General features: G+C 64.6%; 20 protein-coding genes and 1 pseudogene. 15 read left to right on the top strand and 6 right to left on the bottom strand.

Annotated features, from left to right (window positions below; genetic code table 11):
- The first annotated feature begins 58 nt into the window (after window positions 1–58).
- The 4 genes from dcm to NYR54_RS04895 are packed head-to-tail and all read left to right on the top strand — an operon-like array spanning window position 59 to window position 4,048.
- On the top strand, window positions 59–1,378 hold the full coding sequence (gene dcm, locus NYR54_RS04880; protein WP_279327410.1) for a DNA (cytosine-5-)-methyltransferase: 1,320 nt from the start codon (window positions 59–61) through the stop codon (window positions 1,376–1,378).
- Window positions 1,371–1,826, top strand: coding sequence for a very short patch repair endonuclease (locus NYR54_RS04885; RefSeq protein WP_261514489.1), 456 nt, complete (start codon window positions 1,371–1,373; stop codon window positions 1,824–1,826). The genes dcm and NYR54_RS04885 overlap by 8 nt, the downstream gene beginning before the upstream one ends.
- Window positions 1,823–3,073, top strand: a complete 1,251-nt coding sequence (locus NYR54_RS04890; protein ID WP_261514490.1) for a type II restriction endonuclease — start codon at window positions 1,823–1,825, stop codon at window positions 3,071–3,073. Before NYR54_RS04885 ends, NYR54_RS04890 begins: the two co-directional genes overlap by 4 nt.
- Window positions 3,074–3,112: 39 nt before the next feature.
- On the top strand, window positions 3,113–4,048 hold the full coding sequence (locus NYR54_RS04895) for an HNH endonuclease (RefSeq protein ID WP_261514491.1): 936 nt from the start codon (window positions 3,113–3,115) through the stop codon (window positions 4,046–4,048).
- Between the two features lie 572 nt (window positions 4,049–4,620).
- On the opposite strand, the gene NYR54_RS04900 is transcribed toward NYR54_RS04895, so the two are convergent.
- Both NYR54_RS04900 and NYR54_RS04905 read right to left on the bottom strand, forming a co-directional pair.
- Window positions 4,621–5,970 carry a DNA cytosine methyltransferase gene (locus NYR54_RS04900; protein WP_261514492.1) on the bottom strand — a complete coding sequence of 450 codons (1,350 nt, stop codon included), beginning with the start codon at window positions 5,968–5,970 and terminating at the stop codon, window positions 4,621–4,623.
- Window positions 5,971–6,752: 782 nt separating this feature from the next.
- Window positions 6,753–7,094 (bottom strand): annotated as a pseudogene (locus tag NYR54_RS04905) (hypothetical protein); the annotation flags it as partial.
- Between the two features lie 2,329 nt (window positions 7,095–9,423).
- On the opposite strand from NYR54_RS04905, the gene NYR54_RS04910 reads away from it, so the two are divergent.
- The 8 genes from NYR54_RS04910 (at window position 9,424) to NYR54_RS04945 (ending at window position 12,642) form a co-directional block, all read left to right on the top strand.
- A complete protein-coding gene (locus NYR54_RS04910; RefSeq protein ID WP_261514493.1) occupies window positions 9,424–10,002 on the top strand; it encodes a hypothetical protein in 579 nt (192 codons plus the stop codon).
- Window positions 10,003–10,116: 114 nt separating this feature from the next.
- On the top strand, window positions 10,117–10,494 hold the full coding sequence (locus NYR54_RS04915; protein WP_261514494.1) for a hypothetical protein: 378 nt from the start codon (window positions 10,117–10,119) through the stop codon (window positions 10,492–10,494).
- 108 nt (window positions 10,495–10,602) lie between these two features.
- Window positions 10,603–10,890 carry a hypothetical protein gene (locus tag NYR54_RS04920; RefSeq protein WP_261514495.1) on the top strand — a complete coding sequence of 96 codons (288 nt, stop codon included), beginning with the start codon at window positions 10,603–10,605 and terminating at the stop codon, window positions 10,888–10,890.
- 108 nt (window positions 10,891–10,998) lie between these two features.
- Window positions 10,999–11,307 carry a hypothetical protein gene (locus NYR54_RS04925; protein WP_261514496.1) on the top strand — a complete coding sequence of 103 codons (309 nt, stop codon included), beginning with the start codon at window positions 10,999–11,001 and terminating at the stop codon, window positions 11,305–11,307.
- 126 nt (window positions 11,308–11,433) lie between these two features.
- Window positions 11,434–11,784: a hypothetical protein gene (locus NYR54_RS04930; protein WP_261514497.1), complete on the top strand. Its 351-nt coding sequence runs from the start codon at window positions 11,434–11,436 to the stop codon at window positions 11,782–11,784.
- Window positions 11,781–12,179, top strand: a complete 399-nt coding sequence (locus tag NYR54_RS04935) for a helix-turn-helix domain-containing protein (RefSeq protein WP_261514498.1) — start codon at window positions 11,781–11,783, stop codon at window positions 12,177–12,179. Before NYR54_RS04930 ends, NYR54_RS04935 begins: the two co-directional genes overlap by 4 nt.
- A complete protein-coding gene (locus NYR54_RS04940; RefSeq protein WP_261514499.1) occupies window positions 12,176–12,430 on the top strand; it encodes a hypothetical protein in 255 nt (84 codons plus the stop codon). The genes NYR54_RS04935 and NYR54_RS04940 overlap by 4 nt, the downstream gene beginning before the upstream one ends.
- Complete coding sequence (locus tag NYR54_RS04945; RefSeq protein WP_261514500.1) at window positions 12,427–12,642, top strand: hypothetical protein; 216 nt, start codon at window positions 12,427–12,429, stop codon at window positions 12,640–12,642. The genes NYR54_RS04940 and NYR54_RS04945 overlap by 4 nt, the downstream gene beginning before the upstream one ends.
- 420 nt (window positions 12,643–13,062) lie before the next feature.
- Here the strand turns inward: NYR54_RS04945 and NYR54_RS04950 are convergent, their stop codons facing one another.
- Window positions 13,063–15,132: a DotA/TraY family protein gene (locus tag NYR54_RS04950; RefSeq protein WP_261514501.1), complete on the bottom strand. Its 2,070-nt coding sequence runs from the start codon at window positions 15,130–15,132 to the stop codon at window positions 13,063–13,065.
- A 5-nt stretch (window positions 15,133–15,137) separates the two neighbouring features.
- On the bottom strand, window positions 15,138–15,461 hold the full coding sequence (locus NYR54_RS04955) for a hypothetical protein (protein WP_261514502.1): 324 nt from the start codon (window positions 15,459–15,461) through the stop codon (window positions 15,138–15,140).
- 334 nt (window positions 15,462–15,795) lie between these two features.
- Between NYR54_RS04955 and NYR54_RS04960 the strand changes: the two genes are divergently transcribed.
- From NYR54_RS04960 to NYR54_RS04970, 3 genes are read left to right on the top strand one after another with little or no spacing between them, the layout of a single operon-like run.
- Window positions 15,796–16,041, top strand: coding sequence for a hypothetical protein (locus NYR54_RS04960; protein ID WP_261514503.1), 246 nt, complete (start codon window positions 15,796–15,798; stop codon window positions 16,039–16,041).
- Entirely contained in the window at window positions 16,038–18,074 is a 2,037-nt protein-coding gene (locus tag NYR54_RS04965) for a MobA/MobL family protein (RefSeq protein WP_261514504.1), read from the top strand. Before NYR54_RS04960 ends, NYR54_RS04965 begins: the two co-directional genes overlap by 4 nt.
- Window positions 18,071–18,538 carry a hypothetical protein gene (locus NYR54_RS04970; protein ID WP_261514505.1) on the top strand — a complete coding sequence of 156 codons (468 nt, stop codon included), beginning with the start codon at window positions 18,071–18,073 and terminating at the stop codon, window positions 18,536–18,538. Before NYR54_RS04965 ends, NYR54_RS04970 begins: the two co-directional genes overlap by 4 nt.
- Before the next feature lie 93 nt (window positions 18,539–18,631).
- Here NYR54_RS04970 and NYR54_RS04975 read toward each other — a convergent pair whose 3' ends face one another.
- Window positions 18,632–19,246, bottom strand: coding sequence for a hypothetical protein (locus tag NYR54_RS04975; protein WP_261514506.1), 615 nt, complete (start codon window positions 19,244–19,246; stop codon window positions 18,632–18,634).
- Between the two features lie 125 nt (window positions 19,247–19,371).
- Window positions 19,372–21,081, bottom strand: coding sequence for a site-specific integrase (locus NYR54_RS04980; protein WP_261514507.1), 1,710 nt, complete (start codon window positions 21,079–21,081; stop codon window positions 19,372–19,374).
- Window positions 21,082–21,735: the final 654 nt, after the last annotated feature.

Below are 21,735 nucleotides of genomic sequence, written 5' to 3' on the forward strand. Positions count from 1 at the left end.
CCTGCCGGAACGGAACATATGAAGAACATTTTAATTGTCCCTTAGGACACTTTCTGACATGGTGTCAAAAATTGACCCAGCAAGTGATTCGGGGGTAGAGGGCATGCGTATACGGAAACAGACAGAATTCTCCACGCTTCGGCAGCAGGCTGGCCTGACGATTGAGCAGGCGGCGGAGCTTCTGGCGGTTTCCTGTCGGACCGCATATCGATATGAGGAAGGAGGGCGCGTCCCGAGGCTGGCTCTCCGGACGCTTCGGGAACATGCGATCAGGACGGCTGCGTCGTCTCAGGTATCGGATTCATCCTGGTTTCGATTCATTGACCTCTTCGCTGGGATCGGTGGGCTTCGTCTTGGCTTTGAAGCGATCGGGGGGCGATGTGTGTTCACCTCCGAATGGGATCCAAGTGCCCGCAAGACCTACGCCCTGAATTTTAAGGAGGCTGAACACGACATCGGCGGCGACATACGGGAGTATTCTGAAAATCCCGACAAGGTGCCCGAACATGACGTGCTGCTGGCAGGCTTTCCATGCCAGGCATTTTCCATAGCTGGCGTTTCCAAGAAAAACTCCCTCAACAGACCGCATGGCTTCCTGTGCGACACCCAAGGCACGCTTTTCTTCGATGCGGCCAAGATCATCGCCCATCATCGGCCGGCCGTGTTCATGCTTGAGAACGTCAAGAACTTAGAGCGTCACAATGGCGGCCAGACGTTCGGAACAATCATGAACGTCCTCCGGAACGAACTCGGCTACCACGTGCAGCATCGCATCATCAGCTCCGAGCCGTGGGTGCCGCAGAAGCGTGAACGCATCTTCATCGTCGGCTTCCGCGAACCGACTAAATTCGATTTCAGGTCCCTTGAACTGCCTGATGCCGCGAGCGGACCGAAATTGAAGGACATCCTTCAGCCTCATGACGAGGTTGATCCGAAATACACGCTGACGCCGCGCCTGTGGCAGTACCTTCAGGATTACAAAGCCAAGCACCAGGCGAAGGGGAACGGTTTCGGCTACAGCGTATTCGGGCCGGATGACGTGGCGCGCACGCTGTCGGCCAGGTATTACAAGGACGGGTCGGAAGTCCTCATCGAGCAGCCGGGAAAGCGGCCGCGGCGCCTTACGCCGCTCGAATGCGCGCGCCTCATGGGATTTGACCGGGGAGAACGTCGCTGGCGGATCGAGGTCTCTGACACCCAGGCGTACCGCCAGTTTGGCAATGCCGTGGTGGTTCCCGTGGTTGAGTTCGTAGCCAAGGCCCTTGAGCCCCATATCCGTGCGGCGGTGGGGAATGGCAGCCGTGTGTCCGTGAAAGACCGGATCGTGCCGGTCATCACCAGGCCTGTTCCAGAATCGAAGACGGCGGCATATGCCTGATATCGTTTCCCCCGAGGTCCGCAGCCAGATCATGGCTCGGATTCGGGGAGCCAACACGAAACCTGAGATGATCCTGCGCAGGGGTCTTCATGCGCTCGGTTTCCGTTTCAGGCTCCATAGCCGTCATCTGCCGGGCAGGCCGGACATCGTCTTCCCCCGCTTCCGGGCCGTGCTTTTCGTGCACGGCTGTTTCTGGCACGGACACGACTGCCATCTCCACAGGCTGCCCACCACCCGACAGGATTTCTGGGCTGCTAAGATCGAGGCCAACCGATGCCGAGATGCGCGCGTTTCGGAAGCGATCGGGGCATTGGGTTGGCGGCAGGGCATCGTGTGGGAATGCAGCATGAGGGGCAGGAGTCGCCTTGACCTTGAGGATATCATCGTGCGGTGTGCCGCATGGCTGCGTTCCGACATCCCGCACTTGGAGATACGGGGGAGGGAATGACCATAAGGAGGGGGCTGCTTTCGAATCATTTCAGGGGCGTGGCCGTGAAGCGCCTCGCCGCTGTTGATGCCAATCCTGAATCCTCCAACCAGCACGAGGTTACGGGGTCCGAGCCTCTTGTCAGGATTCTCGGCAGGGACGATCGGAAGTTCCCTCGCGGCGGCGAGGACAACCGCTTCCCTGCTACGTACATCTGGATCGCCGGGGAGCAGGAAGCCCTGTCGGAAGAGGGGTGGCTGTCCTGGTACGACGCGCGTCGGAACGACCCCAAGCGGAGCGCGGAATGGCGTCTCTATTATCAGGGGAATGCGGTGACCTCCATGATGAAGGCGGGGGACGTGCTATTTCTCGCGCGAAAGCCCGACGATCATCTCCTGTTCATCGTCACCCCTGATGACGGAACGATCCGCAACCAGCTCATATGGCTCTTTGGACTGGACGGGCAGATCGGCTTCAGGTTCGAGTCGCAGGAGATCGGCAGTGACAACGACGCGGAACTCGACTTCGCGGCCAGGTACATCCTGGACGAACTCGGGATCGAGCCTGAGGAGCCGGAGGCCGATAGGCTCGACAGCCTCATCGAGAAATTCGGACTGACGTTTCCTTCGACAAGCGTACTGTCGGGTCTGGCCCGCATGTCCCTTCCGGACGTGAACGCGAGGGACGACCCGGACGAGGCCCTGGTGCTCTGGATGGAGCGCGAGGAGCAGCTTTTTCGCCGCCTGGAACGCCGCATCGTGGCGGAGAGGATCAGGGAAGGATTCGCCACTGCGGAAGAGGTGGATGTTGATGGTTTTCTCTCGTTCTCCCTCAGTGTGCAGAACCGCCGGAAATCGCGAGCGGGGGCGGCGCTGGAGAACCACCTGGCCGCCGTTTTTGACACCTTTGGAATCAGGTACGCGCGGGGTGCCGAGACGGAGAACCGCAACAGGCCGGATTTCCTGTTCCCCGGCCAGGCCGAATACCGCGATATCACGTTCCCCGCCGCCCGGCTGACCATGCTAGGGGCGAAATCGACCCTGAAGGACCGCTGGCGGCAGGTGCTGTCGGAGGCTGCACGGATCGAGCATAAGCACCTGCTTACCCTTGAGCCAGGCATCTCCGAGAACCAGACCGACGAGATGCGCGCGAAACTGCTACAGCTTGTCGTGCCGAGAAGGCTGCATCAGACCTACAGGCTGTCCCAGCAGGCATGGCTGATGGACGTCTCCGGATTTCTAGCTCTAGTTGCCGATCGACAGGCCTGACGAATCATTTCAAGCTTCCCTTTGGGAAAGGGGGAAGCCATGCACGAGTTCGATCGGCCATTCTTCAAGATGCTTTCACACAACGACACTGCCGCTGCCAAGGGGCATCAGGGCGGGATCGTGATTCCGAAGCGGCTCGGAGAGTTCTTCCCGTCGCTTCCGATACCGTCAGCGGCGAACCCCGCGCCTGACATCCGCCTGAAAGCCGTTCTGTTCTTGGAAAACGAGCAGGTCGGTCTCGTCAGCACACGTTACCAGTATCAGTCATGGGGAGGCACACGGCTTGAGCGGCGTCTCACCGACGGGCTCTCGGCGATCCGGAAGAACGCGAAAAAGGATGACTTCCTTGTGATGGAGCGCAGCCTGTCGGACCCGTTCCTTTACAGGCTGAGGCTGCACCGTGCCGGATCAGCCGATTTTGCCCGGTTGGTCGCCGCTGCGGGAACGCGAAGATGGGGGCCAGTAGATGAGAACGATCCGCCCGTGTCGGAAAAGACCGTTAATGCGTTTGCGGAAGCGCAGGAAGCCCGACAGAACGCTCCATTTCAGCTTTTTGAAGACGATCCCGAGTTCCACGAGGCTCGCATGAGGCGGATTGCACGTGCGAAAGCATTCAGCAGCAAGGTGCTGCCGCTGTATGGGTTCAGGTGCGCCATTTGCGGAAACGGACTCGTGGGGGATGGCACATGGGAAGTAGAAGCGGCCCACATCGTCCCTCGAGGGTATAAGGGCGTGGATGACGCGCGCAACGGGCTTGCCTTATGCCGGTCCCATCATTGGGCATTCGACCGAGGCCTGTTTGGCATTGGGGCAGATGGAAAGGTCGTCGTCAGTCCGGATGCCGCCGCCAAGAGTCAGAACGGGCATTTGGTTCCGTTCAGCGGCAAGCCCATTCGTGACCCCTCAAATCCAGCCATGCGGCCGCACCCGGACGCTCTTGCCTGGCATCTCAAGCATGTTGTGGGCTTGGATTAGCGTTGGGGCACAGCGAGGAAGAACAATTGCCCGCCTGCCGTTTTCAATGGTCCGCTCACCGGGCACGCACGGTACCGACCTCTGCCGTGCCGGCGGCGCTATGCTAGGTCTCCTGCGGGCGCGCGGACGGTCGGAACTGCCGCCTCCCTGTGGCCTTCGGCCAGCCGCCCTTGCGGGCCGTTAACCGGGTTCGCGGTTGCGAATTTGCTCCGCCGCCCGTCTGGCATTTTGTTCCTTCACGGACATCCGGGCGGCTCTGCCTTATGCGCTGCAATCTTCACTGTGGCGGCGGGCAGGCAGGGCTCTGCAGCGACGTGAATCCAGGGCAGGGGTTGACACTCCAGCGGGCCGCGTATGCTCGGGACAAGGCAGGCCAACAGGCCTGCCCGCAGCCGCGCAGCGGCGACCCGAGCGGCCCGGCTGGCTGTCACCGAGCCCCGGGGCCCCATGTCTATGCGGGAGGAGCGGTGCGCGCAGCGCGCGAGGGCGGGGCGCGTGACCCGCCCGAGAGCTCCGGAGCATCGACATGGGGAAGGGTGAGGGGAACCCCTGCCGGATCAGCCTTGCGGAATCTATGCCGCGAGTGTCGCGGCAGCCCCCGCCGGTGACTTCCCGCTCCGTCGCCCCTTCGGTTCATCCTTCCATTCCCGGTAAAGCCGCAGCGCGGCCCGCAGGTCGGAACGGGTCCCTGGCGGAAGGCTGGCGAATCCATCGGCGGCCTCCAGTGCGGCGAGCTCCGCCACCGGGTCGGCGAAGGTCCTGCCGCCGAGCAGACGTCTCGCGCGGTTCACCCGGCTCTTGGCATTCCGCGCTGCCGCGCTTGAGAAGCCTCGCCGCTGTCGCAGCCACTGTCCGAAGCGGCCCTGGATTTCCGGGATCGTCTCCCCGGCCTCGCGCGCGAGGATGACCCGGCCGATCGTCTCCGCCAGCGGTGCCGGAACGGCATTCGCTATCATCTGGTCGATGTCCCGGGATGTTGAGCCTTCCCACCGCCAGCCGACGGGAAACCCCTGAATTCTTGCAACCTGATCCTGCGTCAGCACTGCGGCCTGTTGTGCGGGCATGGGGTCTTCCGGATGCGGGCTCGCCAGATACTTCGGCCGTGGCCGCTCCCGCGTCGTGCGGATGACCGCAGGCGCGGGCTCGTCGAGCGTCCGGACACCGCGGCCCTCGTAATATGGCCGCGTGAAGAACGCGCCGGCCTCGATAAGCGCCGCATCTGCCGGGTGCGGCTGGTAGGCCGCGGGCATTGGCCGTCGCGAGCTTCCTCGCATCGTCGGGGCGGGTTCATCCGTGCTCCACACCCCGCGCTTTCCCGGGTGCCGAGGATGCACATAGAAGGCGTCACCGAGGGCATCGCCGAGCATGTCCCGCACCGTCATCGGCCTATCCGACCTTGCAGCGACGAGAACGGACTCAAGGAACCCGTCCTGCTCCCCGAGCCGGCCGATGACGAACAGCCGCTTGCGTGCCTGCGGAACGCCGTAGAAAGCGGCATTCAGCTTGCTCTCCGTCAGCCCGTAGCCTGCCTTCACAAGCATCGCGCGGGCATCCGCCCATGCCGTCGATTTCGCTGCCTGCGGCACGTTTTCCATAAGGAACCAGCGGGGGCGGGCGATGCAGACGAGCATGGCGAAAGCACGGGTCAGCGCCGCCCGCTCGCCTTCCACCCGCCGGCCGGCCGCGGAAAAGTCCTGGCATGGAGGGCCGCCGCAGATGATGTCTGGAGCAAGCGCGGCGATCATCGGGCCGACGCGGAAGATGTCCTTGAGGTCGTGCTGCCAGACGTGCGGACCGACATTGCGGCGGTAGATCTCCACCGCCGGCTCCCACGAATCATATGCCTGAACGATTTCGAATCCCGCCCGCTTCAGGCCGAGCGACATGCCGCCCGCACCCGCAAAAAGATCAACCGCCCGCACCCTGAAACCCCTAAATTAAATGCCCTTTCTTGAATCCGCCTGCGTAACTGAAGAGTCAGTTACGGAATCGTTCCTCCAGGAAGGGCAAAAAATCAAGTTCACGCCGGGAGCGGCGAGGGGTCGCAACGGAAGCGGCCAGGCGGGGAATGCCTCGATTTTCCCGCGGTCTTATACCCGCGGCGACCTGAGAATCGCGCTGTATGGCCGTTTATGTGCGAAATTTTATTACGCGAACCCCGAAATCGGCCCGATTCCACCCACTTGGTGGCAGGCAAGCCTTTCCCGTTCTCTCCTTCGGAGAGCGGCATTTCGGCTCGATCTTGAGGGTCAACGGGAGGTTCCCGTCGTCATCCCGGCGGCCCCTCATCCCCATGGAGCGGGCCGGCAGGCCCGTTCCTTGGGTCGGATGGACTATCTGAAAGGTAGTCCATCCGGTCGTTATCCATTGTCCTCGGAGTGCAGCGGGCATCATTCGCCTGCAGGCGCTTCTTCGCCCATTCCAGAGACTCGGACTCCTTCACCATCGCCTTGGCGGTTTCCGTGTCCACGATGAGCCATGAGTAGTCCGTCTTCGGGAGGATTCCCCCAGAGTAGTCGAATCCGGCTATCGTCCCGTCAGGGCGTTTCGAGAACCCGAACCCTGCCGCCTTCATTGCCTGTTTCACATGCCTCGCCCGCAGCCGCCCGGACTTCGGAGCCTCCACTGTCACACCCAGCTTTTCGGCGAGGGGCAGGAGGTCCCCAACCGTCTCGCGCCCGGTGAGCCTGAAACGCTCCACCGCGCCCACGGTGCCGATGAAGGCGCTGCGCGTTTCTCCGTAGACGGTCTCGCGCGGTTCCCGTAGCGGCATTGGGGGGAGCGGGTCTTTCACATCCCACTCCTGAATCTCTCCGTGCAGCCACTCCAACTCGACCGGGTCGAGGTCGGCATCTGGCCACATGCCGAGCGCGATCGCGGCATGCCAGGCCTCGCACGCAGCCGCTTCCGATGCCTCCCGCGCGGCATCCAGTTCGGCTTGCCTGTCGTCGTCGCCCTCCGGGGATCTCCCCGCCGCCTCGCGTGCCGCAACGGCTGCGTCGGCATACTCCCTGACGAGCCGCATGTGCCGCATCGCGAGGGCCATGCGCGCGTCGTCAGGCTCGTAGTCGCTACGCTGGGCATTCGCCCACAGCGTCCGCCATATCTCGACGGGGGACCGGTGCGTGTCCAGCCCGAGCCAGGTGTGCCCTCGGACGCGGCGCAGCCGCTTCCAGGCTTCGAAACGCTCCTGTTCGTTGCAGCTGGCCGCCGTGCGGCCGCTGTCCGACGCTCCGCTTTCGGTATCCGTTTCCTGCCGCGTGGAGTAGCGTGCCGCATAGCGCGCCACGGTTTCGGCTGTCTCCGCCTGTCCGTTTCTCCCATGGCGCGGCGCATATTCCGGGTTCTCGTCCCCGATCACATATGCCGCACAGCCCCGGTCAGGGCCATCTTCGTCGCCTTTCCTCGTTCCGAACTCCCGTCGGAAGGCGTCGCAGATCGCTCGCGCGTCCGCAATGTCCGGCACGGCGATGAGGATGTGCCTGTGCGGCGTGCCGCTCTGCTGCGGCTGCGCGTTCCAGAAGCCGGACGGCCGGATTCCGCGCTCGCGCAGCATGCACATCACGCGGTGGAAGTCCGCCTGTATCGCGGCCAGCGCTTCGAGCGGCCCGAGATCAGGGTCCCACTCTGTCGCCCGGCTTCCTTCGTTCGTGGAGTGGGGGACGTACTCGCCGGGCAGGGTGATCGTGATCCAGCACACGTGCCAGTTGAGCATACGCCAGCGGTAGAGCATCATGTCAATCAGCGTCCGGCGCTCCGCCGCCTTTGCCGCCCGCGCCCGCCTGTCCACTTCCAGCATTGGAATCCGGATGCCTGGATCATCCTCGCGGACCAGCCACAGGTCGCCCAGGATTTGCTCCGTCCGCTGCCTGTGCTGCCGATGCAGTAGCAGGCTGTAGTCCGACACGTACAGCGGCCGTCTTGGCGCCTTCCACCCGCCGACGGCACCAAGCGCGGCCTCGACATAGAGCAGCGCGTCCGACTGCGCCCGCCGCGCCCGCTTCCGCTGGATTTTCTCATCCCGGCCGCGCCTGTGCTCTGGCTCCTGATTAATGGGATTTCCGTCCATGTCTTTCGACGGGAACCGCTTAGCATACTCCCGGGCTCTCTCCTCCGCCCATGCCGCAAGCCCTTCGGGCGAAAGCCCCAGGATCGCCAGCCCCTCCCAGCCGGCCTTCTTCAGAATCCACTCCTCCCGCTCCCGCCGGCGGGGCGCGGGCATCCGCTCCAGGTACGGCCGCAATTCCGGCGGCAGGAAATCCGCGACCCGCGACGGATCGCGCTCTTCCTCTGGGATCGCCGGAGGAACGAACTCCTGCGGCCCGATCGCCAGGCCGCGCTTCGGTTTATGCCGCTCCCACTCCTGCCAGCCCTGTTCCTCTCGGTCGAGGTCCGCCATGTCGGCGGCAAGGATCGCCTCCGGGTCCAGCGTCTCGCCGCTCCTGCCCGGCGTCGAATCCCTCCCGCTGCCGATCCTGCCGGCGGCGACGCACTCCAGGAAGACCTCGCGCGCCAAGCCGTGGCCGAGGTAGCCGCCGCTTGTGAGGGCGGCCGGGGAGATGCGCAAGGTATCCGAAAGCCGTCGCGAATACCGGGCTCTGTCAACAAATTTGGTTCGAGGGGTGAGGCGGTGCTGCTGGTTGGCTGGGGCGTGTCCCAGCCGGGGGGTCACCCGCTACGGCCGGGCGTCTTTACAGATGCTGAAAGGTGGTCGATCATCATCTTGCCTCTGAAACGCCGCCGAGGGTGCCAGCCCGCTGACGCGGCGTTTTCTTCTGCTCACGCATCGATGCTGACGCCGCCGGCGGCTTCAGACAAGTGTCCCTTCCCGCCGGATTCGGCGCCGTGCGGCCGCGAGCGGGACCGGGGCCTTATCCCGGATGCCGCGCTGCGCGCGGTTCTCTCACCCCTCCTCACTTCGGGCCTCCGGCCCTTCGTCGGGGCTCGGCATCGCGGGACCCTTTGGCCCCTTTGACATGCCTCCTCCGCCTGTCGCGCTCCCGCGCTCCAAGGCCCGCGGGCTGCGCCCCCTGACCTTGGGCCAGGATCGCGGCGGATCGGCCTGTCAATCCGCGCTCCGCACCCCCCGCCCGGCGGCCCGGTCGCGTCCGGTCAACGCCACCGCTTCCTGCCGTTCCCGCTCCCTGTCATCACAATAGCATTCGCAATTTTTCAGATCACTAAGTAAAAATTTCTAAGAGGCCTTGTGATCATCACATTGTTGTCAGTTTAAGAGTAGGTTAATAAATCACTTGTCGCAGTAGTTATATCGTTTTTTCTTCCATTTTATGCTTGACACCAGCAACGCCGCGACTCAACATGATTATAGAAGGCTGCGGAATTGGCCGACGCCTTTGAAGGACAGGAGGTTTTCTATGAGTGAGGTCAGTCAGGTCGTCCTGATCAACGCGAACGATGCCCGCATTTGGGCTGTCGGCCACACCGTCGAGGAGGCGCAGGCCGATCTCGACGGAGCTGTGAACCAGGCTCATGCGTGGGAGGCCATCTCGAGATGGCTCTACGACGAGTGCGACGATCGCGGCGGCTGGACGCGCTTCAAAGCCGTCCTCGTGCCGGCGGGCGAGTGGGAGGCAGACGATGCCGAGCGCGCGCTCGGGATCGGCGAGATCGTCGGCTACTACCGCTGCCGCGAGTCGCTCGACATCAGGAACCTGCGTGTCGAGTGGCAGGACGGCAGTTATGCCATCCTCGCCGACGTGAGCGGCGAGACGGAGCTGGAGTGGCTCGATGCCGACGGCGATGTCGAGACCGGTCCAGACAGTCATCTTATCACGAACCGCCGCATCGACTACCGCGGCGACGAGATCGACGAGATTCACGCGGCGATGCAGGCCCACATCGACGCGCTGCCGGAGGCCGAGCGCGAGCGGCTGCGTGCCGATTGCGCCGAGGCCGCGGCCAGGTGGGAGGCAGAGAGCCGGGCGCTAGCCTGACACGGACGGCCGGGGCTACGGCCCCGGCTGGCCTCCTCCCGAGGACTCGCCGACGAGTCCTCCGGCGGCGGCAGCACCGCCGGGAACAGCAACGAGAACAAGGGGGAACGCGTCATGCTCACACTAGGCCAGATCATTGAGCGTGAGGGTCGCATCAGACAGGCCCGCAGGCTCATCGCGGAGGCGCAGCAGTCGCTGCGCCAGGCGCCGTTGGCGAGCCGCTACGACGGCATGCGTATCGGCAGCGTGCAGCGCCAGCTCGATGCGGCACTCGACACGCTTGAGGACATCACCGTGCTCGACGACGGCGACGACGAGATCGACGATATCCACGAGGTGATGCAGCGCTACATCGACGCGCTGCCGGAAGCGGAGTGCGAGCGACTCGAGAGAGCCGAGCGTGAGTGGCTCGAGCACGTCGAGAGCGGAGCCTACGAGAAATGGGTTCAGGCTGTGCTCCAAGAAGATGACGAGCTCGATGAAGCGGCATGAAGCAGCGCCGGCCCTCGCGCCCCGGCTGCCCCCGCCAGAGTCCTGGGCAGCCAGGGTTCCGGCGGCGGCAGCGCCGCCGGGAACGCGTCATCAAGAAGGGAGACACCGATGAGCGGACAGGAACAGGAAGACGACATCATCAGAGCAGGCGTGGACTACCCGGCCGAGCATCACTTCAGGATCAAGGGCCAGACCCTGGTCGCGGTCGGGCCCGGGGAGCACAGGGCGGGATATATGGGCGAGTGGTCTGTCTACCGGAAGCGCCGGGGCGGCAAGCGCGAGTATCTCGGCGATGCCGTGGTGGCCAGCGACGGCTTCGCTTCGACGGCGGCCGTGAGGGCATTCACCAAGGTCGACCTCTTCGGGGCGATGGACAATCCCTATCTCGCCTACTGACGGCCGGGGCCTCGCGCCCCGGCTGCCCCCTCCCGAGGGCTCGCCGACGAGTCCTCCGGTGGCGGCAGCACCGCCGGGAACAGCAACGAGAGCACAGGGGGACGCGTCATGACTAGCAGGATCATCATCCCAGCGCCGGAGGGCATCGTCGAGACCACGGTCGTCGAGACTGTCGAGCAGCGCGACGAGGCGACGATCTACATAGTCGAGTACGAGGGCGAGAGAGAATGCCGTTTTGCCGTCATCGTCTATGCCGACGGCGGCATCATTACTTCTAGCGACTGGCAGGGGGACTGCATTGATGCCGAGGCGGCTCGACGGTACCTCGCTCCGGAGTGGGCGCATAGGTGGATGACGATGCCGGACTGCGGACCGTGCGTCATCATCGGCGGCCTGCCGCGCGGCTTGCTGTATTAGCTCAGATCAGGGAGGCCGCCTGAGGCCAGCACCGGGGCGAGGCCCCGCCCTCCCCCGGAGACGCTTCCGCAGCGCCTCCGGGGAGGGCCGGAGAAGTCCGAGACCGAAACCTGAGGAGGGGCGGTGATGAAGAAAGTGTGCTGGTGGGAGGACATGCCAGAGTGGCGGCGTTTGGCTGAGGCCTGCAACGAACTTGAGGCTGCGGAGAAGGCGGAGCGCGAAGCGGGCAGTCGGCTGCTCGCCAGTGTGCAGATCGGTGGCGACACTCCCGAAAATCCGTCCTGGTGGGAGGCTAGGCAGTCATATCTCGAAGCTGTCGAAACCCGGGAAGCGGCATTTGCAGCGTGGGAGAGGGCCGACGGTGCCTTTCGCGCGTCTCCCGTAGGGCAGGCGCGATCCCGCTGGCTTGCCCGCCTCGCCGCTGATCCTGTCGCGCGGCAGTCCGCAGTCACTACCAAAGAGGAGATTGTGTCATGAACCCGCACCCCGAACCCCGCCGCCGCCCCGGTCGTCCGCCGCGTGGCGGCAGTCCAGAGGCCGCGGCTGCAGACCGCCAGCGCCGCCGGGAGGAGTATGCCCGCCTCCGGGCCTCGCTGGACCTCTCCCCGGCGGAGCTCGCCGCGCTTCTTGGGCTGTCCGTCAACACCATCCGCCGCCTCCCGGGGTGGAGCGACCCGGCCCTAGCGCCGACCGATAAGGCCCTCGCGACCATGCGCCGCGAACTTGCCCGCCGCACCCGCGAGCGGCTGGAGGAGACCCGCATCCGACGCGAGATCGAGCGGGATCTCTTGGAGGCCGAATGCCGTCTGCACATGCTGGAGTGCGGCGCGCTCTACGGCGAAGACGAGCAGAACGAACAGGAGGCAGCATGACTGGAGAGGATGACATCAGGGAAATCGCCGTCGTCGGTCTGTCGCGGGGGTGCGTCGGGTGTCCGGTCCCGCAGCGGGTGCTGGATGCCGCCGGTGACCTCGCCGCGCTCGGCATCCGGCACGAGGACCTGCCAGAGGAGATCGAGGACATGGCGGAGATCGCCTGCGGCCCCTGCGGCGACTCCGTTCTGTGCGAGCGCGTCGGCGACCGCCTTGAGATCAGTCTCGCGAAGCGGGAGCAGGTGGCATGATCACGGGAATCTCGGTCCTCGCAGGCATCTTGGCCGTCATCGTTGGCCGCTGCCTGTTGTCGCGCCCCGCGCTGTTTGACACGCCGCGCCTTCCGGTGGGGATGCGGTTCACCGAGACCGAGATGCAGGCGATCGGTGCCGTGCTGCGCTTCGGCGGGTATGCGGCGCTGATCGGGGTGATCGCGTCCGCCATCGTCCGCGCCGTGGCGTGATCTCCGCAAAGCATAACTGACTTTTCAGTTACGCTTTGCGGAGATCACAACGGGAAGTCCCACCACCGCTGAACTTTTCCTGGGCTCTTGCCCCCTCGCTGCGTAAAATCCTGCCGGAAGATGCCCGTCTGGCGCGTCTCCGCCGGCAAGGGGCCCGTGGTTCGGCCGATGGCCTGCACCCGCGCCAGCCCCTTGCGTACGGCTTGCCGGACAGGCTGGGAGTGGGCAGGTTTTAGCGCGTGAAGGAGGCGAAGATGACCGGATTTGCTCGCGCAGCTCTTTGGAGCGGAATTCTGAACGTCGTCGGCTGGGCGGCCGCGCTCGCATACGTTGGCGGCCGGGAGGCGATGCGGGCCCTCGGCTTCTAGCGGCCTGGCGATTTCGCAGGTCACGAAAAAGGGGGCTTTGGACCCCCCTTCTTCATTTCCTGCGGTCTGTCACGCCCCCGACAGGTGTCTTCCCTTTGCCGCCAGACTCGCCTCCCTTGTCCTTGCCTTTCGGCAGGCCGGGCAGGCCGTGAATGCCCCGGTTCATGACCGCCGCCAGCCCGCCGGCCGTCGCGATGAAAAGCGATTTGTCGCCGAACTGGTGCCCTGGCGCGCCGAACCACGTCATGATGCGGTCGGGGATGGCGAAGATCTGTCCGAAAAGATGCGTCACGAGGTAGAGCGTCAGGAAGGTGATCAGGATGTACCCGACGATGAGGGCTGAAGGTCCGATCAGATAGCCTCCCGTCTGGCCGAAGAAGGCGGTCGCCCACAGCACCTCCACCCCGCCGACGATGAGCGGCAGCAGAATGTAGGAGGCCTCGAAAGCCAGCAGGCCGAGCACGGGCATCAGGAAAACCTGAAACAGGAGCATCGCGCCGATCTTGCTTTGCTGCGCGAGCAGGTCCTCGCCGTCCATCCGGAGGAAGCCGAAAGCCCACACGATCAGCGAGATCGCGGCTTCGAGCACCGCCAGCAGCCACAGAGACATGAACACCCACACATAAATAAAAGGTAGGACGGGCAGCACGTATGCCCGCACCGCTCCGATGATCCAGAGGGTCCCGAGGGCGGGTGCCGCCCACGCGATCCCCCACAGCGCCGCGCCGTCCGTTCCGGCAGCATCGCCGGCGATCGTGTTCGCAAGCGTGATCGGAACGAACGCGGCAGCGATGCCCGCCTCTGCGATCGTCATGAACACGTGCCCGCTGGAAATCTGGTCGCCGATCGGATCGCTTTTCAGCATCTTCTCGACCGTTGAGTCGGCATCATCTCCCTTCGCCATCGCCCATTCGCCGAGGTCACGCCAGATCGGCGACAGGATGCGTGTCAGCATGCCCGCCTCCTCGTCGCCTCCGGCGGCGAAATCATTCGCCGCAAGCTGGATCTCCGCTTCCTCGCCTGCCACCAGATGCCGGAGGGTCGCGAGCGCGGCCCCCAGGTGCTTCTTGCCCGCGCTTCCGGATTCACCGAGCCGGATTTCTGTCCGCTCGTGCTTCGCTCCCGACAGCGCGGACACCGCCTGCGACCGCTGGCTTATGTGCATCCACCACATGCCTGCCGTCGCCACACCTTGCTGTCGCGCGGCATCCGCCAGCCGCTGTTGCCGCGCGGCGGCATCTTCATCCAGCGCCATCTCCTTCGCCACGGCGGAGGCGATATCCGCGTCATACTGGCGGCCGAGCGCACGGACCACCCTCGCGACCTGTGGCAGGCGGCGGTCGCGGACTGCCATCAGCGCTGCATCCGCTGACAGCGGCGCGTCCTGTGACCGGAAGAGCTCGCCGAACGGCTGCGCGAGCTCTTCCCGCACGGCCTTGACGACGTTCGCAACCGCCGCCTCCCGGTCGGCGGTGAACCCTGGTCTGTCTGGCACGACGGGCAGCGCGATCCGGCCGCAGTCTGGCCCATAGTCCCATTCCGTCCGGACATTCGCCGTGACGGGATTCCACCATCCCGTCGTGTCGCTCCTGCGTTCCCCCTTCACGGGCGGCACCCGTGCGGGGGGCAGTCCCCATGGCCCTGCCATCCTGTTGTGCACGGCCGCGCAGATTTCCGACTCCAGCACGTCCATGACCAGCCGGGAGCCGCCCGAGGACATCGGGGCGATCCGCACTTCCCTGCCCGCCGCATAGTCTACGTACGCTACCCACGCTGCGTCCGCCAGGTTGATCGCACCGCGCGCGATCACGTCGCGCAGCAGGTAATGCGCGCTGGAGAAATTCGCCGCGATCGGGACAAGGAGGCCGAACCCCAGCACGAGCCGCAGCGGCGCCCAGATTTGATGGTACCGGTCGCCGAGCACCTTGCCGGAATATGCCGACGAGATGATGGCCGTGACGACATGCCAGCCGATGAAGAGCGCGCCCGCATACGTCAGCGCGGATGAGAAAACGGCCATCGCGAAGCCCCATGGCGAGGACGTGTCATCGGGCAGCAGAGCATTGATCCATGCCCAGGCGACGTTATGCGGCGAGGGCTCCGCGAGCAGGTCGAGGGCCATGATTATCACTCCTGCATCGCTGTTTCCGGCGCATCAGGAGGTGCCGATTCCGTCGCCCCGTCGGCGACGGCGAACGGGGTTCCGACGAACAGCTTTTTGTCCCTTTCGGCGGCATGCTTCCGTACGAGCCGCCTGACGGAATCGGCGGGCACGTCGCCCGCCTCGACCGCCGCCAGGACGACCGCGCCGAGGACGATCTTCCGTCGCGTGTCGTCTTTCCGCGCCGCCGCTTTTTCGCGCGCCCGCAGCCGTGCCAGATCAGTTTCAAGTTTGGCCTTGCGCTGAAGCAGGCTGCGCTCCCGAGCCCGCAGCTTTCCCAAGTCCAGCATCCTGTTTCCTCCTTCTCGTATCCGCCGGCGGATGCCTCTGCGACCGCCCCCTCCTGCCGGAATCGCTCCCTCAAAAATGTTGAAGACGCGAGCCATTCCTTGCGAAACGCCGCCCATCGAAAAGCGACGCCGTTTCGATGATTTGGCGAGACCTTGCGCCCGTCAAACCGCCGACAAAACATGAGTGGGTAGGCCCCAGGGGTCAGGCCTCCCTGGCCTGAAGGGCGCGATTAAGCGTTGCAAGCAACGCAATCGCGCCTGTCGGCCTGAAGCCGCGACGGAGGAGGACGAGACGATGGAAGCAGGAGTCAGGCGGTTGAGCCGGGAGGATTCAGTGGCGACCGAAGCGCCGATTTTCGCCGTTCATCTACGCTGGCGCCGCTTCCGGGATTCGCCGCTTTTGGCTGTCCGCGCGGACGGACTGACTGAGGCTCGGATGGAGCATTACGGCCGTCGCGTCGGACTTCACCGCATCGCGATCGATGGCCGTGCCGCGATGATCGGCATGAACGAGCAACGCGATGCGCTTCTCTGCGAACTCGAATTGGCCGGGTACGTCGTCGAGGAGTCTTTCGCGTGACGACGTCGCTCCCGCCCGACAGCGCGATCTTCAATGTCCGCGTGAGCGTTTTCCAGCGGAGCGCGGGTCGCTCCGCCGTAGCCGCCGCTGCCTACCGCAGCGCCTCTCGCCTCACCGACGAGCGCATAGGCGAGAGGTTCGACTACCGTAAGAAGCCCTGCCGGGACGCGTTCATAATCGCGCCTCCGGGCGCGCCCACGTGGGCTTACGACCGCGAGGAATTGTGGAACCGCGTCGAGCGGGCCGAGCGTCGGAGGGATGCCGTTGTCGCGCGCGAGGTTTTAATCACCATTCCCCGCGACATTCCCGAGGAGGATCGCCGCGCTTTTATCGAGCAGGCCGTTGCACCGTACGTTGCCGCCGGTGCCATTGCTGACATTGCCTATCACTGCCCGCGCGCGGCGGACGGGGAGGAGCAGCCCCACTTTCATGTCATGCTGTCCACGCGCGCTCTGGACCCGTCACCCGAGTCTGGATTCGCGAGGACCCGCAATGCGGCATTGACTGCGATGTTCGAATCCGGCGGCCGCCATGGCGGTGGCGAACGCGGCGAAGCCCTGAAAGCTGAGCGCGAGCGCATCGCTGCCTTAATGAATGATTTTCTCGCCCGGGCAGGCAGCGTCCGCCGGGCAGACCACCGCAGCAACGCAGCGCGCGGCCTCCACGATCGTGAACCTGAACCCCGCATCGGCGAGGGCCGCAAGCGGGCCGTTCTCAGACGCAGGCGGCACGATCGCCGCACTGCCGCCGTGTCCGCCATGCGGCAGGCACGGATCGTGGCAAACGCACTCACAGCTACCGAGGAGGAGATCATGCAGACCAACCCCGCGCGCCAGGCGAAAGGAGGCATCCGCCCTCGCACGAAAATGGACTTCAAAGCGCGCCTGCTGCGCAAGCGGTTCCCCGACCTCCTGAGCGTCGAAGGCTGGGCTGGCAGCCTGCATTTCGTCGACACGAGCGACCCGAGTTTCACGCGCATCGCGACGAAGGACGGCGGGCATGTCGAAGTCCGCAACCGTATCGCAAGGGTCTACGGCCAGCGCGGGCAGGCCGACGCGCTCGCCGCCGCGATCGAGGCGGCTGGCGACGTGGATGCCGTCGAACGCCTGGAGCAGCTCCGCACCCTCCAGCGCAGGGGTTCTGGCATCCGCCAGCGCCGGAAGCCGGACGGGATTCCCGCGCTCCCGGCCGCCGAGGTCGAATCCCTCGCGGACCGCTGGCGCAGCCGCGGCTACCACCGCATTACCGAGGCCCCGGACGGCGTGTGGATCGAGATCGGCCGCTGCCGCCTGCAGGATCTCGGCGACGAGCTCCGCGTGCACGGCCCCGTGGCCAGCGATGCAGCCGTCAGGGCGATGGTCGAGAAAGCAGCCGCCGAGTGGGCTGGCGAGGTCGAGGTTTGGGGCGACCAGGCGTTCGCAGACCAAATCTGGCTTGAGGCGCAGCGGCAGGGGATCACTGTCTACGACCAGGCGACTGGCGAGCTCTATCACCCCTCCGAGGAGGTCCGCGCGCGCTATGATCGCGACCGCAGCCGTCTGAAGGCCGAAGGCGAGGAGATCGAGGAGATCAAGCGGCGCAAGGCCATAGCCTCGCTCCTCCTTGAGGCCGCCTCTGGCAATGCCGAGGCCCTAACCCGCCTCCGCACCAACGACAGGGACCTCGCCGATTTCGTGACACTCCACCTCGACGACGAGCAGCGCGGCAGGCTTGTCGGCAAGCCGGAAGCCGATGTCGTCGCGGCCCTCGCCGATTTCCGTTCCTATGGCCGGGCCGCCCGTGCCGCCGAGGACGAGCGCCGCAAGGCCGGGCCGCGGGTCGTCGGCTACGTGGTCAGCAACGAGCACGGGGCTGTGGAGCTCGAAACCGAGGACCTGTCGGAGGCTTACGAATACAAGGACGTGCTGGATGCCGAGGGGCGCAGCGCGGCCATCGGCACGGCGTACTCCGATGGCAGCACGTCCTTCGAGGCCGCTCCCCGCCGGCCGGTGCCGCATCCTGACGCGGAGACTCACGAGCGGAGGCCGACATGATGCCCGACGGCGAGGCCCACGCGCTCCGCCGATATGTCCATCGGCGGGCGCATGGCTTGGCATTCCCCGAATACTACCGCTATGACGGGGCGCTTGGGTGCTGGGTGGCGTCCGACGCGGCGGAGGCCATTGGCCGCTGCGATGGCAGGGCCTTCCGGCAGGCCCGCCGCCCCGGCCTGCCCTGGTGCCCGTGGCTGGGTCCGGACACCCGCATCGCCAGCGACCACGCGCTGCAGGTGTTTTTCGAGCTCCGCGCCGCCGAGCCTCAGGACTGGCACCGCCTCCTCCGGGAGGTCAGCCGCAGCCCCCGTCGCGCCCTCCGCGACTGGCGCCGGCAGGGCCGCGAAGCCATTGCCCGCGTCCGCATGCAGGGCGCGGCGGAATCCGGCATCCGCCTCCCCAGCGCGCTCGCCGAGGAGTTCCGGATTCCGGGGAGGGGCATGCGGAGCCTGAAGGAGGCGTAACTGGAAATTCCGTTACGCCTTCGCACGGTTCAGGGCGGGCAACGGCAGCAGGCCGCGTGCCTTCCTCCCCGCGTTGCGGCCGTTGCTTCGGAATTAAAGCCTGAGTTCTGGCCCGCGTGCGCGGCAGAGCATGACACTCGCACGCACGGCATCGCCAAACGGACGGACATGCCCTTCGGCGTGAAGAACTGTTCCCCTCGGGAGCACGACCTCTCGCTCGTAGCGCACGACCATCAGGGTGCGCTCGTCATCTCCCTCGCGCCACACGAAGGCGGGAACCGTAACGGGCATTCCTGCCGGGACAAGGATCGCAGCCACGCCGGCACCGCCCCGGCTCCTGAACTTTCGTGCCTGGCGTTCGACCAGGGAAGCGGAGACGAAGCATGGAGACGGTTCCCCGGGAACGAACGGTGTCGAGAATCCTCTCCAGAGGATCACATCCCTTGTGAATGTCCACGCGAAAGTCCTGTCCATGGCTTCTGCCCATTCCCCGTGGAGGCCGTTTCCCGCGGCGAGAGCGGCATTGAGAGCTTTGCCATCCTCCTGTCCTGGATATGCGCTCACGGAATAGCGGCGCAGGGCAGCAAGCGCCTCGTCATCCAGCGGCTTTTCCTGGCGAAGGAACCTTGCCGCACGGCTGCCGGAAGCAACGTGGTCTCCGAAGTGGCCGATGACGGCTGGAAGGTAGCTGGCGTTTGCCCGACCCATCAGTTTTCTCCTTTCGTCACCGCGACCATTCCTCGCCGATCCAATGCCATACGACCCGCAGGAGGGTTCCTGATGCCAGTGCAATGCATGGGATTGCAAGCCGCATTGCCTTGGAGGATCTGTCCCTACCGGAAGGCCTCAGGGTCAGGAGCCTGGCTGAAATCCTCGAAATTGTCTTTCAGGGCGGACAACGGCGGCAGCGGTTTCCGGGCCGCAGCCTGTTCCCGTTCCGCGATCACGTACCACGGGTACCAGGCCGAGAAGGGGATCCCTCTCGGCTTTGCGGTCTCCTGCGCCTCCCGTCGTACCGGTGGCGGGACACGAGCGAGCAGGGGGGGCATCGGCCGATGCTTCGCCCATTCCTTCTCGACCGCCTCAAAAACGGCATCGCACCACGTTTTCATGGCTTCCGCCTTCACGGCCAGCCGTTGACTGTAGTCATAGGCGAGCCGTGTCACGTCTGCGCTCCGGAGCGTCTTTTGCCCCGTCTCCAGCCCCGCATGATCGAGCACCGCAGATATGGCATCGGGTCTCACTTTGCGGTCGCTGCATATGGTTGCAAATGTCCTGCGCAGGTCGTGTGCCGAAAAGTGCGGCACATCCTCCAGATGGTTGCTGAGCCGCCCCTTGATTTCCTGCGCTTTTCGCTTGGGGTCCTTTCGCTGCCGCCCCTTCGGCGTCTTCGGCGGCATGCCGCGCAGCCGCGCGATGTAATCCCGCGTTGCTGTCGTGGATATCGGCTTGTCCGCCTCGCCTTCCTTCTGTGTCAGCCGGGGGAAGACAAACCTCGACTCCCTTGGCGAGGCAGAAATTGCCCGATCCACAAGCAGCACGAGACGGGGCGGAATCGGCAAGGCGTGGAACCGCTTGGATTTCATTTGCGATTCCTGCCATGCTGCCACCTTCCAGCCTTTCGGGCCTTCCGGCCATGGCAGTATGCAGGCGCGTTCCACCGCCATCGCGGCGCTGGACCGCTGGGCTGTCAGGAACAGCCACCACAGGGCACACACGACAACCTCGGATGTCTCCCGCGCTGCCTTGCGCCCCTCCACCTTCCGATGTTTTTCAGCGACATAGAGCACCTTCGCTATGTCACTCAAGGACGGCATCCGGGTGCGCGGCTGGACCGCTGTTTCATCGAGTGGCTGGACCTCCAGCCACCATCGCGGAATCCCGTGCAGGCCCGATTTGCCCGCGTGTTTGCGCTTTGCAAAGCTAAGCGCCGCCTTCGCGTTGGCGACAAAAGAGCGGGAAGGGGTCTTCCCCCGCATGGCTGCCGCGTCCCGGACTGCTTCGAGGTCAGGAATGTCCAGTTCCGCTAGCATCTTGCCCCTGAGGCCATCCGCTTCCGGGATCGTAAGGGCATAACGGGCAATCTTGACGCTCCGCTCGGACGGCGGGCGAAGTGTCCCCCTCACGACACGCGGCTTGCCGAGGTAGCTTTCCGTATATTCCTCAACCAGCTTTTCCCATGTCCACGTGCCGGCCGCGATCTTCGTTGCCTTCTCGGCCGCCGCTTTCGCCTCGCCTTCGTCTTTTCCGGCTGCGAGCCCCGTCAGGTACCGTTCAGGATCTACGCCGTCGCGCAGCAGGTCCCGCACCTTCCGCGCAGTTTCCCTGGCCGCCTTGGCATTTTTGATCTTGTCGAGACCGCCCAGCCTTTTCGTCTTGCTTCCCCAGTTTAGTTGCCATCGGACCGAATGCCCTTCCACGACGAGCCGGAGGCCTTTTTCAACCACGTCAGAAAAGATGAATGATTTGGCCTGACCCTGGGCCGCCAGCCGCTTCGCCTCCGCGATCTCTGAAGGTCCGATTTCCTTGCGGATCGTCGGCATTTTTCCGTCTCGTCCTGATTGTGTGGGGGCGGCTTCTACCGACTTTCTACCGACTTGTAAACGGATATGCGGGAGTTTCGAGATGCCAATCCAAGTGAAATCAATACTTTATAATGATGAAAATTGTTGACAATAGATTCCTAATCTGAGGGTCGCAGGTTCGAATCCTGCCGGGATCACCATCTGAATCTTTGAAAAATGAATTAAATGCCTCGTAGCGTCGCGGCCCCGGGAGGCAAGTCATTCATTCTTTGGATAAATTTGCGTTCCGATAATTTGCGCCATTCGCTCCATATGCGGCGGCACCTTCGCTTGCGAATACCCCTCCTGAAAGTCCGCGGCCATCCACAAAGAAACGACCAAAGCGCAAATAACCACTGCCTTTTCCCGCGCCTCGTAATAAAGGAATGGCGCCAGTTCGAGCTGATGCTGACCTCTTTGGAAAACTTGCGTCCGAACGTCGCATCCGCCGGGCCTGGCACTGTCCCCCTGAGACGCAACGTGCGCGAAATGCAGATGCGATTGAAAATTTCGCATGCCGTACAATATCTAAATTCGCGGCCCGGGCATCCGCCATGGCGGATATGCGGCATGCTCCATATCGCCCCGTTGCGAACGGCTCTGTACCTCTGCCGGCCAGCAGCTGTAAGCGCG

This window comes from Chelativorans petroleitrophicus, from assembly GCF_025398195.1.
Classification (GTDB): Bacteria; Pseudomonadota; Alphaproteobacteria; order Rhizobiales; family Rhizobiaceae; genus Chelativorans; species Chelativorans petroleitrophicus.